The sequence below is a fragment of the Actinobacillus seminis genome (assembly GCF_002263215.1).
GTDB classification, from domain to species: Bacteria; Pseudomonadota; Gammaproteobacteria; order Enterobacterales; family Pasteurellaceae; genus Actinobacillus_B; species Actinobacillus_B seminis.
In genome coordinates, this window is sequence record NZ_NLFK01000008.1 from 133,166 (window position 1) to 147,252 (window position 14,087).

The 14,087-nt window shown below is 43.4% G+C and carries 12 protein-coding genes; all 12 read left to right on the forward strand.

Features of this window, described 5'->3' with window-relative positions:
- Positions 1 to 23: 23 nt before the first annotated feature.
- Complete coding sequence (locus tag CFY87_RS08885; RefSeq protein WP_094946824.1) at positions 24 to 1,889, forward strand: DUF294 nucleotidyltransferase-like domain-containing protein; 1,866 nt, start codon at positions 24 to 26, stop codon at positions 1,887 to 1,889.
- Entirely contained in the window at positions 1,886 to 2,608 is a 723-nt protein-coding gene (locus CFY87_RS08890; protein ID WP_094946825.1) for an exonuclease domain-containing protein, read from the forward strand. Before CFY87_RS08885 ends, CFY87_RS08890 begins: the two co-directional genes overlap by 4 nt.
- A gap of 57 nt (positions 2,609 to 2,665) precedes the next feature.
- A complete protein-coding gene (gene mobA, locus CFY87_RS08895) occupies positions 2,666 to 3,235 on the forward strand; it encodes a molybdenum cofactor guanylyltransferase MobA (protein WP_094946826.1) in 570 nt (189 codons plus the stop codon).
- 142 nt (positions 3,236 to 3,377) lie between these two features.
- Complete coding sequence (locus CFY87_RS08900) at positions 3,378 to 3,908, forward strand: hypothetical protein (protein ID WP_094946827.1); 531 nt, start codon at positions 3,378 to 3,380, stop codon at positions 3,906 to 3,908.
- A 120-nt stretch (positions 3,909 to 4,028) separates the two neighbouring features.
- A complete protein-coding gene (gene fruB, locus CFY87_RS08905) occupies positions 4,029 to 5,582 on the forward strand; it encodes a fused PTS fructose transporter subunit IIA/HPr protein (protein WP_094946828.1) in 1,554 nt (517 codons plus the stop codon).
- Positions 5,583 to 5,591: 9 nt separating this feature from the next.
- Positions 5,592 to 6,533 (forward strand): 1-phosphofructokinase, encoded by a 942-nt coding sequence (gene fruK, locus CFY87_RS08910; RefSeq protein WP_094946829.1) that lies wholly within the window; start codon positions 5,592 to 5,594, stop codon positions 6,531 to 6,533.
- A gap of 4 nt (positions 6,534 to 6,537) precedes the next feature.
- Positions 6,538 to 8,226, forward strand: a complete 1,689-nt coding sequence (locus CFY87_RS08915) for a fructose-specific PTS transporter subunit EIIC (RefSeq protein WP_094946830.1) — start codon at positions 6,538 to 6,540, stop codon at positions 8,224 to 8,226.
- Between the two features lie 321 nt (positions 8,227 to 8,547).
- Positions 8,548 to 9,021 carry a tRNA (uridine(34)/cytosine(34)/5-carboxymethylaminomethyluridine(34)-2'-O)-methyltransferase TrmL gene (trmL, locus tag CFY87_RS08920; protein WP_094946831.1) on the forward strand — a complete coding sequence of 158 codons (474 nt, stop codon included), beginning with the start codon at positions 8,548 to 8,550 and terminating at the stop codon, positions 9,019 to 9,021.
- Positions 9,022 to 9,279: 258 nt separating this feature from the next.
- Positions 9,280 to 9,456: an ESPR domain-containing protein gene (locus CFY87_RS08925; protein WP_094946832.1), complete on the forward strand. Its 177-nt coding sequence runs from the start codon at positions 9,280 to 9,282 to the stop codon at positions 9,454 to 9,456.
- A 277-nt stretch (positions 9,457 to 9,733) separates the two neighbouring features.
- Positions 9,734 to 11,914 (forward strand): hypothetical protein, encoded by a 2,181-nt coding sequence (locus tag CFY87_RS08930; RefSeq protein ID WP_094946833.1) that lies wholly within the window; start codon positions 9,734 to 9,736, stop codon positions 11,912 to 11,914.
- Position 11,915: 1 nt separating this feature from the next.
- Entirely contained in the window at positions 11,916 to 13,265 is a 1,350-nt protein-coding gene (locus CFY87_RS08935; RefSeq protein ID WP_094946834.1) for a YadA family autotransporter adhesin, read from the forward strand.
- A 118-nt stretch (positions 13,266 to 13,383) separates the two neighbouring features.
- Positions 13,384 to 13,998 (forward strand): ribosome biogenesis GTP-binding protein YihA/YsxC, encoded by a 615-nt coding sequence (gene yihA / locus CFY87_RS08940; protein ID WP_094946835.1) that lies wholly within the window; start codon positions 13,384 to 13,386, stop codon positions 13,996 to 13,998.
- The last annotated feature ends 89 nt before the right edge of the window (positions 13,999 to 14,087 follow it).

Below are 14,087 nucleotides of genomic sequence, written 5' to 3' on the forward strand. Positions count from 1 at the left end.
TTGTCGTTAATGAGGCATTTCTTATGGATAACTCGCTGATTCCCAATATCGAACTCTTTATTGCAGAGGTTTCTCCGTTTAATCATTTACCCAAACCCTTGATCAGCCAAATTGCCAATAATATTCAAATTCGTTATGTGCCAAAAGGCGAGATTGTTGTTTCAATGCAAACCCCGCAGGATTTTTTATATATTGTGCGTACCGGCGAAGTGGAGCAAATTAATGCCTCCGGACAGTTGCGCGCTAAATTGGAAGCCGGAGATGTGTTCGGTTTTAGTATTTTCGATACATCACACGCCGAAAAATATACCGCTTACGCTATCGAAAACAGCCTGATTTATCAAATTTCTTACCATTTTATTAATCAAATTTTAAAACAACATCCTCATTATGCCGATTATTTTTCTACCAACACCAGCACCCGTTTAGCCAGTTTGCGCCATCAAGTGATGAAAGGTGCGGATAATATTTTTATCAAAACCGTCGCGGAAATTGCCAATCCGAAAGTAGCGTTGGTGGCGCATACGTCCAGTATTCAACAAGCGGCATTAGCCATGACGATCCGGCGACGATCTTCTGCGTTGGTGATGCAAAACGATCGCCTTGTCGGTATTGTGACCGACCGTGATATGACAAAAAAAGTGGTGGCGCACAATGTGGACGTGCAAACGCCGGTGACCGCCATTATGACGCCGCAACCGCCGGTCATTGCGGCGGATGATTTGGTGTTAAATGCGGTGTCTTTGATGATGCAGCACAATATCCGCAGTTTGCCGGTGGTCAATGAGGGAAAAATTGAGGGGATTTTGACCGCGACGGATTTGGTCAAATATCATAATGTGCAATCTATTTTTATTATTAATCATATTTTCCAAGCCAACAGCCTGCCATTATTAATCGAAGTCGCCAAGCAACAACAAGGCGTGTTTAGCGCATTAATCGAAAGCAGCGCCAGTTTTGACAATGTGATGAAAGTGATGACCTTAATTGCTGATGCGTTTCATCGTAAATTATTAATGATGGCGGAACATCAATTTGGTGCGCCGCCTTGTGGTTACGCTTGGGTTGTCGCCGGATCGCAAGCGCGTTATGAAATCCATCCCTTATCCGATCAAGATAACGCATTAATCGTGGAGCGCCCGTTAAATGACGCAGAAAAAGCCTATTTTAAGCAGTTGGCACGTTTTGTGAATGAAGGCTTGCATCAATGTGGCTATGCCCGTTGTAGCGGTAATTATATGGCGTCCAACCCGCGTTGGTGTCAATCTTTGGCGGAGTGGAAAAACGATTTTACTAATTGGGTACGCTATCCCGAATTAGACGGGTTACTCAATGCTTCGGTCTTAATGGATATGCGCGGGATTTATGGTGAAACGAGATTAGCTGATGAATTACAGCAACACTTTGTCGATTTAATCGCCAATAACAAACGCTTCCTCGCATTTTTAACCGCCAATGCGATTCGGGTTAAGCCACCATTGAGTATTTTCCGCCATTTTGTGGTGAGCAAGGACGGAGAAAATAAAAATATGCTGAATTTGAAAAAACGCGCGATCAGTTTATTGGCGGATCTCGGGCGGATTTATGCTTTAGCCGCCGGCGTATCGGAAACCATGTCCACCAAAGCGCGTTTTGAAATCAGCCACAAATTAGGTATTTTGGATCAAGTCACGCTTGAAAATGCGCTGGGCGCATATGAATTTGTTTGCGATCTGCGCTTTAAATTTCAGCTAACCCAATTACAGCAACAACAATCGCTGACCAATCACATTGATCCGCGCGAATTAACCTCATTTCATCGCAACCATCTCAAAGACGCGTTCCGTTTAATTGCCAAAATCCAAGAGGCGGCGGAATTACGCTTTTCACAGCGAGGCATGATACGATGAAAGGATTTTCCGCCTTCTTCCAACGTTTTCATCCGCTCCGCCAGCTTGAATCAGCGCGCCAAAAATGGCAAGCACAAACGCATTTGCCGGCGGAGTTGAACGCACTTTTTGCGCAACCTTACCCGCAAACGCACGCTGATTTGACCGCACTTTCTTATTTATCCATTGATTTTGAAACCACGGGATTAAATTCCATGATGGATAATATTCTGAGCGTCGCTGCGGTTCCCATTGATCATTTTACCTTGAATTTATCCCAAACTTGGCATCAATTTGTTGCCGAACAAGAGGTTAAAGAAGATACGGTGGTGATTAATCATATCGTACCGCAAATGCTCAATGGTGCGGAAACCTTGGATGAGGTAATGAATCAATTATTTGCTTTGATGAAAGGACGCATCGTGATTGCTCATGGTGCCAATATTGAAAAACGTTTCATTCAACATTATTTGGTCACGCGTTATAATATCTCGCATTTCCCGCTGCTTTGGTTGGATACCTTAAAAATTGAGCGTTCTTTTTTAAAGCAAAAATCTAGTTATTTACCGCCGAATTATCAATTAGCAAGCGTGCGTAAACAATACGGTTTACCGGAATATATCACCCACAACGCCTTGATAGACGCTATTGCCGCCGGCGAATTATTTTTTGCCCAAAGCGTGCGTTTATTCGGAAAACAAAAAATGACGTTAGGTGAAATTTATAAACGTGCGGTGTAAAATAATAAAGATTTTGTTGGTGTGTTTCACCCTACATAGCTACAAAATAACAAAGGAATAAACATGAAAATAAGTGCGGTGATTTTAGCCGGTGGGAAGGCGCGGCGGATGGGGGGCGTGGATAAAGGGTTACAGCTTTATCAAGGGACGCCTTTGTTTATGCATTGTTACCGACGTTTGCGCGGGCAGGTGGTGGAGATTTCGCTGAATGCCAATCGTAATCAAGCGGTTTATGCACAAAGCGGGTTGTCGGTTTTTTCTGATCAACCGGCGGATTTTCAAGGACCGTTGAGCGGTATTTTGACTTCCCTTGAACGGGCGGACAGTGAATTTGTGCTATTTGTTCCTTGCGATAGTCCGTTTTTGCCGCTGGATTTACGCGAAAAATTGGAAAGTGCGGTCAAAAACAGAGGCGTTTTGGCGGCTTATGCCAGTGATGGCGAGCGGGAACATCCGACTTTTTGTTTGCTGTCCACGCAATTAGCCTCGGTACTTGCGGATTACTTGCAACGCGGTGAGCGTCGGATGTTAGCATTTATGCGGCAACAGGGTGCGGTAGCAGTAGATTTTAGCGAGCAAAGATCCGCCTTTCGTAATATGAATAACCTCGAGGATTTGCAAAATTAGACAAAATCTTCCGGTAATGGTGGTTGTCGGTTAATTTTGTGCAACAAAGCAACAAATTTGCACAAGAATTCCGCTACGCTGCTTGGATAAAGGCAGATTCCCTAGTATAATGCCTCAATTCACGCTTAAATTGGGAGTCTATATGTTAAAAAAACTTTCCGTTATTCTGATGGCAAGCACCTTAGCAGCTTGTTCAATGAATTCTGTGACCTCTTATATTCCATTTATGAACGACAAAAAACCGGTCATTAATCTAAGCGAAAATAAAATCGATCAGAAATCTTATGCTACCGCTTATGAAGCGACGATTGCCACATTCAAAGGGCGAGTAACTGCGGAGTATGATGTTAATTCCTTTGCCAGCGGCGCGAATGACTGGTATTTAGGACGCATTTTAGTCCCAATCGATCAAGTAAAAGCCAACCTTTACAACGGTGGCGGACATGACAGCAATGTTTACGCTTATTATAGCGGAGTGCTGTTTGCGTCTGATTTACAAGGCAATTTTAACAAACTTAGCCCATCTTGCTGGGAGCAGGTGGATCGACCAAGCGCCACTCAAGGGATTTATGATGCTATGTTAGATTTGCAAAAAGACAAAGTACGGTCAGAAAATGATGAATATATTGTACAAGGCAGCGAGCAGATTTTAGCGCTTTGTACCGGAAAATAAATAAGGAAGCTGCGAATAATTAAATATTGTCGCAGCTTTCTCTTTACCTCTTTGCTGAAAGGTTTTAGCTTTCGATTTCAGTCAATGTAAAACTATCGAAACCTCAAATAAGGAGCAAAAATGTTTAATTTACCTGAAACTAATATTCATTTATCAGCCCAAGCTGATAACAAACAGCAAGCGATTGAATTAGCGGCGAAAGCACTGGAGCAAGCCGGTTATGTGGAGAGCGGTTATTTACAAGGAATGTTAGGGCGCGAAAAGCAAACCTCAACATTTTTAGGCAACGGGATTGCCATTCCGCACGGTACGTTGGAAACTCGCGGTATGGTAAAACAAACAGGCGTACAGATTTTTCAATTTCCGCAAGGTATTGAATGGGGTGAGGGCAATATTGCTTATGTGGTGATCGGCATTGCCGCCCGTTCCGACGAACATTTAGCATTATTACGCCAGTTAACGCACGTTTTAGGTGATGAAGAAACTGCGGAAAAATTGGCGAAATTGCAAGATGCAAAACAATTTCGCGCGATTTTGATGGGCGAACAGGAATATCGAATGTCGTCGGATTTATTGAGTTTAGCGGTGGACAGCGAAAGTTTATTGACTTTAACCGCAATTAATGCCGGAAAATTACAACAACAAAGTGCGGTCAATAATCAATTTGTTTCCGAAGTGATTGCCACTCCGGCGTTGCCTTTGGGCGGCGGTTTATGGGTGACGGATGCGGTTGTCGGCAATGAAAAAAATGCGGTGGCGTTCAGTCGCGCGAAAAAACCGTTCCAAAATAACGGAAAAACCGTGCAAGCGGTATTAACCGTAGCAGCGGTTAACGATCAAATCAATCCGTTGTTGGCACGTTTGTTAGAACCACAAGTGCAGCAAACCTTGCTACAAGGCAACGCGGTGCAAATTGTCAGTGCCTTAAACGGAGAGGCGCCGGCGCAAGCGGTTAACGAAGCCGCAGCGCCGGTTGATGAAAATCAGATAAATTCAGCGGTAGTTGGACGTGTGGTCGGCACTTTTACCGTACGCAACGAACATGGTTTACACGCTCGCCCGAGTGCGGTTTTAGTGAATGAAGTGAAAAAATTTGCCGCGAAAATTACGGTGCAAAATCTGACCCGCGGTAGCGACGCGGTGAGCGCGAAAAGTTTGATGAAAATCGTGGCGTTAGGCGTGACGCAAGGTCACCGCTTGCGTTTTGTTGCCGAGGGCGAAGATGCACAAGCGGCAATTGAAGCCTTGGGTAAAGTGATCGCGGACGGATTGGGCGAAAGCGTTTCCGCCCTGCCGCTGCAAGAAGCGGATAGCATTGAAGTGATTAGCGCGCCAACAGCGCCGGCGGTGGAAAAAAGTGCGGTGGAATATTCGACAGAAAATGTATCCGGCACGGAAAATTCCGTGGAGGGCATTTTTGTAATTCAAAATGAACATGGTTTACACGCTCGCCCAAGCGCAGTTTTAGTGAATGAAGTAAAAAAATATAACGTAGCGGTGACAGTACAAAATCTCGATCGCGACAGCCAACCGGTGAGCGCGAAAAGTTTGATGAAAATCGTGTCTTTGGGGGTGGTCAAAGGACACCGTTTGCGTTTTGTCGCCACCGGTGAACAAGCGCAACAAGCGATTGACGGTATTGGCGCGGCGATTGCAGCCGGGTTAGGCGAATAAGGAGAAAAAATGGCGAATGTAGCAACCATCACCTTAAACGCCGCTTATGATTTGGTCGGGCGCTTAAAACGTATTGAACTGGGCGAAGTGAACACCGTCGAAACTCTCGGGCTTTTTCCCGCAGGCAAAGGTATTAACGTAGCAAAAGTATTAAAAGATTTGGGCGTTGATGTGGCTGTTGGCGGATTTTTGGGGCAAGACAATGTGGGTGATTTTGAAGCAATGTTCTACAAACAAGGCTTGATCGATAAATTTCAACGTGTTGCCGGCAAAACGCGCATTAACGTTAAAATCACCGAAACTGAAGCGGATGTCACTGATTTAAACTTTTCAGGTTATGAAATCAGCGCAGCAGATTGGCAAACCTTTGTGCAAAATTCATTAGCGTATTGCCAACAATTTGACATTGTCGCGGTTTGCGGCAGCCTGCCGCGCGGAGTGACGCCGGCGTTGTTCGCTGATTGGTTGAAAGCCTTGCATCAAGCGGGCGTTAAAGTGATATTAGATAGTAGCAACGCGGCATTAACCGCAGGTTTACGCGCGCAACCTTGGTTGGTAAAACCAAATCACCGCGAATTGGAGGCTTGGGTAGGGCATGCATTACCAACCCTGGAGGACATTATTGCCGCCGCGAAAAAATTAAAAGCGCAAGGCATTGCCAATGTGATTATTTCCATGGGCGCACAAGGTTCGGTTTGGTTAAGCGATAACGCTATCGTGCGTGCGCAACCGCCAAAATGCGAAAATGTAGTCAGTACCGTGGGTGCCGGGGATTCTATGGTCGCGGGTTTAATTTATGGATTAAGCAAAAACCTTTCCCAAGCGGAAACATTGGCATTTGCCAGCGCGGTTTCCGCTTTTGCGGTTTCACAAAGTAACGTTGGTGTCAGCGATCCGGCGTTATTAACCCCGATTTTAAACAAGGTTAATGTAACATTAATTGAAGGCTAATCTTATGAATATTTATCTTACTCAATCAAGTCAATTAGGTAATGCTAAGATCTTTTTGTTGCACCAAGCGGTTAGCGCAGCAATGAAACAGCAAGGCAATCAAGTGGTAAATCAAGTGGAGCGTGCCGATTTGGCGATTGTGTTCGGTGACAGTTTGCCGAATAATCCGCACTTGGTCGGTAAAAAAGTCTTTTTAGCCGACGCGGAACAAGCATTTAATGCGCCGGAAAACCTATTGCGCCAAGCGCTTAATCAGGCGCAAGATTATGTGTTGCCAAATCCGGTTGAAAGTGCGGTCAATTCCGCGGCGATTTCGCCTAATAGCGTGAAAAATATTGTAGCGGTTACCGCTTGCCCAACCGGCGTGGCGCATACGTTTATGTCTGCCGAGGCGATTACTGAATATGGCAAAAAACAAGGTTGGAACGTCAAAGTTGAAACTCGCGGACAAGTGGGCGCCGGCAATCCGATTTCGCCGGAAGAAGTGGCGGCTGCGGATTTAGTGTTTGTGGCGGCGGATATTGACGTGGATTTAAGCAAATTTGTCGGTAAACCAATGTATCGAACTTCCACCGGTTTAGCCCTGAAAAAAACTGCGCAAGAATTCGATAAAGCCTTTAAGGAAGCTACAATTTACAGCGTTAGTCGCGCAGAAAAAGTCAAAGAAGAGAATATCGGCGAGAAAAAAGGTGTGTATAAACACTTGATGACCGGTGTTTCCCATATGTTACCGTTGGTGGTGGCGGGAGGTTTGCTGATTGCCATTTCCTTTATGTTCGGGATTGAAGCATTTAAAGATGCCAATATTGCCGGCGGTTTGCCGAAGGCCTTAATGGATATTGGCGGTGGCGGCGCATTCCATTTGATGATCGCTGTGTTTGCAGGGTATGTGGCGTTTTCTATTGCGGATCGCCCGGGCTTGGCGGTCGGTTTAACCGGCGGTATGTTGGCGACTTCTGCCAATGCGGGGATTTTAGGCGGAATTATCGCCGGTTTCCTTGCCGGTTATGTGGTGAAATTTTTAAATAATATCATCAAGTTACCGGCAAGCGTCAATTCTTTAAAAGCGATTTTGATTTTGCCATTATTGGGGACGGCAATTGTCGGTTTGGCGATGGTGTATTTAATCAATCCACCGGTTGCCAGCATTATGACCGCACTTTCTGATTGGTTATCCTCCATGACCGGAACCAATGCGATATTGTTGGGGATTATTTTGGGCGGCATGATGTGCGTGGATATGGGCGGACCGGTAAACAAAGCGGCATATGCCTTTTCTGTCGGTATGATTGCTTCTAATGTTACCTTGCCAATGGCAGCCGCAATGGCGGGCGGTATGGTACCACCAATTGGAATGGCGATTGCCACGTGGATTGCACGTCGTAAATTTAACGTAAACCAACATAACAGCGGCAATACCGCCTTTATCTTAGGTTTATGTTTTATTTCCGAGGGCGCCTTGCCGTTTGTTGCCGCGGATCCAATTCGCGTGATTGTGTCAAGCGTGATAGGCGGTGCTACTGCCGGCGCCATTTCCACAGGATTGGGCATCACCCTAAACGCGCCACATGGCGGTTTGTTTGTTATCCCGTTTGTTTCGCAGCCGTTGATGTATTTACTTGCTATCACGGTCGGATCGTTGGTTACCGGTGTGATTTATGGGTTAATTAAACCAAAACTTACGGAAAATTAACCGCATTTTGGGATCTGTTACTTTTCTTTGCGTTGCCAAAAGAAAAGCAACCCGGTTTCATCTTTTTCCTCCGCTTGGTTATCATTTCTTTGACGGAAAAATTTGAAACTCGCTTGCGCTGCAAGTTTAAAAACGACAAATTTTCCTAGAAATAGTAAGTCGCTTCGGCGGTGAAAACGGGAGAGAAGCACACGAAAAGTGCGGTGGTTTTTTTTGGGAGGTTTGGGGCGGAGGGTGATTTGTGGCTTGCTATTTTGGTGTTTGGCGTTAAAATTTGTGCACGTTTGCTGCCGGTGCTATTTGTTGATAACAGAGAGAATTATGTTAGATATTGTGTTATATGAACCGGAAATTCCGCAAAATACGGGGAATATTATTCGATTATGTGCGAATACGGGATTTCGGTTGCATTTGATTGAGCCATTGGGATTTACTTGGGATGATAAACGATTGCGTCGTTCCGGGTTGGATTATCATGAATTTGCCGAGATTAAAAAACATAAAACCTTTGAGGCGTTTTTGCAAACCGAGAAGCCGGCGCGTTTGTTTGCGTTGACCACGAAAGGCGGACCGGCGCATAGTCAAGCCCAATTTGCGTTGGGTGATTATTTGATGTTTGGTCCGGAAACACGCGGTATTCCAATGTCGATTTTAGACACCATGCCATTGGAGCAAAAAATTCGTATCCCAATGACTGCTAATAGTCGTAGTATGAATTTATCTAATGCGGTGGCGGTGACGGTTTATGAAGCTTGGCGCCAATTGGGTTACCAGGATGCGACTTATTTGCGATAAATATTTTGCAATGCAAAATGTTATTGCCATATTGCGGTTATTTGTGATTGACAAACAACCATACTTGAATAATAATTCTGCAACATTTATGGGATTAATCTGTGTTGAGCTCCCTAAAATTAATATGTATATCTGAGATGTAACTGTGGTCTAACTTTTCGTGCATTGTTCCAAAATATGTGGAATGGCTACGAGTGGTTAACTTTAATGTTGTATAGTTAGATAGTGTATTTTATATAAATAAAAGGAATGGTCTTTATGAACAAGATTTTTAAAGTGATTTGGTGTAATGTAACTCAATCTTGGGTCGCAGTTTCAGAATTGCAACGTGCAAAAGGTAAAGTGAAAGCAAAAATTGCGCTTTTATCAACAGCAACGCTTTTCATTAATCTACTAGGGGGGGGTAGCTTTAGCTGCAAAAATAGATACGATTGAAATTGGCGCTCAAATACAGCAGGGGACAGGAGCAAAGGCTGACGCGAATGGTTCAATTGTTATTGGTAAGTCTACATCGTTAGGTGAAAAGCAGAACGCTACAAAAGATAATAATGGTGCGTTAAATGGTATTGTTATTGGTAAAGATTCAACGATTGAGTCAACATCCAATATAGCGATTGGTAATAACATTAAAGCCAAAGGGGATTATAGTGTTGTTATTGGAGAAGGAGCTTCCGTAGAGGGGGATGATGCAAGCTCATTACTTAATTCAGTAGTGATAGGTCGTGCAGCTAAATCGACAAACCAAGGTACTATTGCAATAGGCTTGGAAGCGCAAGCGGCGGCTGAAAATGCAATTGCAATTGGTTCAAGTATTGGAGGTGAGCCTGCTTCTTCGACAACGGCGATGGGAAGCAAATCGATTGCGTTTGGCTTTAAATCGACTACTACTCAGAAAGCCGGAAATAGTATTGCGGTAGGACATACTGCAAAAACATTGGATGTTAACTCTATTGCATTTGGTACCTATAGTCATTCAAATGGAGCGCAGAGTTTAGCCCTCGGATCTTTCTCTTCTACGATTGGAAATGATGCAGTGAGTATTGGGACGAGATCTGGTTCTTATGGTACGCGTACAAATGCGATTGGCGCCTATTCTCGTGCTACTGGTCAAGATACTTCTATTTTTGGTTCGCATAACATGATTGGTAAATCTCAAGAGGATTTAGCTAATAAAATGAACCAAGAGCAAGCAGTAGTATACGATCCTAATGCGATTCAAAATACAGTCGTTCTCGGTAATAAGAATGCTATAACAAGCAATAATACCTTTGTATTAGGGAGCAATATTAATAGTAAACAAACTATTCTACAAGTACCGAACGATAAAGGTCAGATGGTCAATACCTTACTTTATGTTCCAATCGGTGAAACCGTTGCAAACTCTGTTTATTTAGGCGATTCTTCCGTGGCGACCAAGGGAAATCAAGTAAACACGAAAAACCAAGTTATCATAGGTACGGGACAATTTGCAAATTTAACCACAGGACAAACTACCACAGCGGGGGATACTGGGACTGTTGAGAATGTAACTGTTGGTCCGATTACTTATGGTAAAGATAATGATGGATCTGGCAAGGCTTTTGCTGGTGCGGCGGGTAAGGGAGTTGTAACTGTTGGTGCTGCCGGTAAAGAACGTCGAATTCAAAATGTTGCAGCGGGTGAAATTTCGGCAACTTCAACTGATGCGATTAACGGCTCGCAACTTTATGCGGTAACGGATGTTGTTGGTTCGTTAGCGAGTTCGGTAGCGACACATTTAGGTGGTAATGCCTCGGTCAAAAAAGATGGTTCGCTTCAGGCGCCAACCTATAACCTATATCAAGGTACTGAAATACCTATGATAGTAGGGAATGGTAATACCCCATACAAAACGGCTAATAGTGTTGATGCTGCACTGACCAATTTAAATACATATATTAATGATGGCTTTAAGGTGTTAGATAGTAATGGCAATACGAAAGGTGTTGTTACGCCTGGAAATAGCGTTAAATTTGAAAGTACTGATACGGTTATTGCAGAAGTGGTAAATGAGACAAACGATGGCGTTACCGCGATTAAATTTTCTGTAAAAGATCCGAATACGAATGCAAGTAATTCACCATTAGCAGTGGTTTATACTGATAAGCAGGGTAATCAAGTCTATCCTGTTGTTGGTCCTGATGGCGCGGTAACCTATCGCAGTCAACCGAATGATCAAGGTAATGAGGTCGTTAAAGCGAATGTGATTACCTCGATCAATGGACCAGATGGTACAGCGACACCAACAATCCTGAATAACGTTGCGAGCAATTTACCTAATACATATAACACGGATGCTTATAATCCGAAGAATCTTGGCGTGACGACATCAGAGGATTTGCCTGCTAACCTTAATACTACCCATGCTGCTACAGTTGGTGATGTATTAAATTCCGGTTGGAATTTACAAGGCAATAATGTCGGGATAGATTTCGTAAAACCTTATGATACAGTAAATTTTATAAATGGTAATGCGACTGTAGCCACTGTAGCCACTGCACCAGATGGAAAATCTAGTACAGTGAAATATGATGTGAATATCGATAACAATACACTTAAAATTGAAAATGGTAAGTTAGCCGTAGCATCTCCGGATACCAATACCATAACAACAGTGAAAGCTGCAGATGACAGCGCAGTGTCTGTAGTGGATAACCCTGGAGCAAATGGTACGACACATGAGTATACGGTTGATGTCGCTGTAGATGGTAATACCATTAAAGTAGAGAATGGTAAGCTAGTTGCAACAGCAACTGCACCGGAGGCTGGTCTGATTGAAACCACAGACGGACGTGCAGCGCCGAAAAATGGTGATGAGAATAAAGTAGCGACTGTAACCAATGTAGCGGATAAAAAAAAAAAAAAAGAATGGTGATGTGAATGAAAATAGCTATGATGCGGTAAATGGTTCACAGCTTTATAATGCGAGACAAGAGTTAACCCAAAGTGGGTTTGGTCTTAAAGATGAGATCGGACAAGAGTTTAAGCAAGCTCTTGGTACGACTGCAGCTATCGTAGGTGACGGTAATGTGAATACAAGTGTTATCACGAAAGATGATGGTAGCAAAGCCTTACAAGTGAGCTTAGGTAACGATATTACGGTTGATAGTATGACTGCGGGAGAAACTGTAATCAATGATGATGGTGTTAAAGTTGGTGATGATGTAGCATTGACCAATAAAGGCTTGATTATCGCTGATGGTCCGAGTGTTACAGTTAAGGGTATTGATGCGGGTAATAAGAAAGTTACTGGTGTGGCAGATGGTGATATTTCTCCAGATAGTACAGATGCAGTTAACGGATCTCAGTTATTCGCGGTTAAAAATGAGCTAAATACTAATGTCGCTGCAGCTAAAACAGAGCTTAAAGCTGGCGATAATGTTACATTGGATACCACAACTGGCAATAAAGGTCAGACAGTTTATACGGTGACTGCGAAAGATACTTCGGTTTCTGTATCCGGTGGTTCTTCTGCTGTTTCTGTGACGAAAGGTGAAGCTACGAAACAAGGTAGCGTTGATGTTACTGATTATGTTGTTGATATTTCCGATAAAACTAAAGAAGATATCAATAAGGGCATAAATGCCAATGAAGCAGTAAATAATAAAGGCTTGACCTTTGCTACCGATACTGGTGCGACTAACGCACAAAAACTGGGTGATACCTTGAATGTGAAAGGTGATAAAAATATCACGACGAAAGCCTCAGGTAATACTGCAGAGGTTACCTTAAATAATAACCTAGACTTGGGCGATAAAGGTTCGGTGAAAACCGGTAATACGGTAATTAACAGCGATGGTGTAACTATCGGTAGCGGAGATGAAAAAGTTTCGCTTACTGAAAATGGCTTAAACAACGCTGGAAATCGCATTGCTAATGTTGCTGATGGTAAAGTGGATAGCGATGCCGCAACAGTTGGACAAGTTAAACGTGCTAACAAAAATGCGTATAACGCTATTGGTGCGTTGGATCGTAAAGTTAATCGCGTAGATCGTGATTTACGTGCGGGTATTGCAGGTGCTAATGCTGCAGCAGCGCTACCACAGGCTTATATTCCTGGTAAATCAATGGTAGCTGCCTCAGCTGGTACTTATCGTGCTCAGACCTCAGTGGCTTTAGGGTATTCACGTATTAGTGATAATGGCAAAGTTATCTTGAAATTGCAAGGTAATGCTAATACTCAAGGTGATATTGGTGGTGCCGTAGGTATTGGTTACCAATGGTAAAATAAAGTATCGGTTTTAACTGACCTTGATTAAGTAAAAATTAGCACTTTCGGCAATGAATTCAATGTTATAATTGAATGAATTGAAGAAAGTGCTTTTATTTTATAAAGAGATCATAATGAGCGAAATTAAACTTAATTATCATAAAACCCATTTTTTAACTAGTGCGCCGAATATTCGGGTATTACCGGAAGACGGCGGGATTGAAATCGCCTTTGCCGGGCGTTCTAATGCGGGAAAATCAACAGCGTTAAATGCTTTGACGAATCAAAAAAACCTTGCGCGTACCTCAAAAACACCGGGGCGAACGCAATTAATTAATGTATTTGAAGTCGAGCCGCAGTGTAAGTTGGTGGATTTACCGGGTTATGGTTATGCCGCAGTGCCGGAGAAGATGAAAATCGAGTGGCAAAAGTCGCTCGGCGAATATTTGCAAAAACGTGCATGTTTAGCGGGCTTGGTGGTATTGATGGATATTCGTCATCCATTAAAAGATCTTGACCAGCAGATGATTGAATGGGCTGTAGCGTCGCAATTGCCCGTTTTATTATTGTTGACTAAAGCCGATAAACTAAGCCAAAGTGCTAGAAGTAAGCAAGTGAAAATGGTACGCGAGGCGATTTTACCATTGCAAGGTGATATCCAAGTGGAAGCTTTTTCCGCACAAAATAAAATCGGCATTGACCGTCTTGCACAGAAATTAGATCAATGGTTTGCGCCGTTATTTACATAAAATACAAAAAGCTCCGCTATTTTGTGCTATATGCCCTTTATCTTCACCGCCATCGCAACCTGAAAGTCAAGATGTGCGGTGAAGTCGTT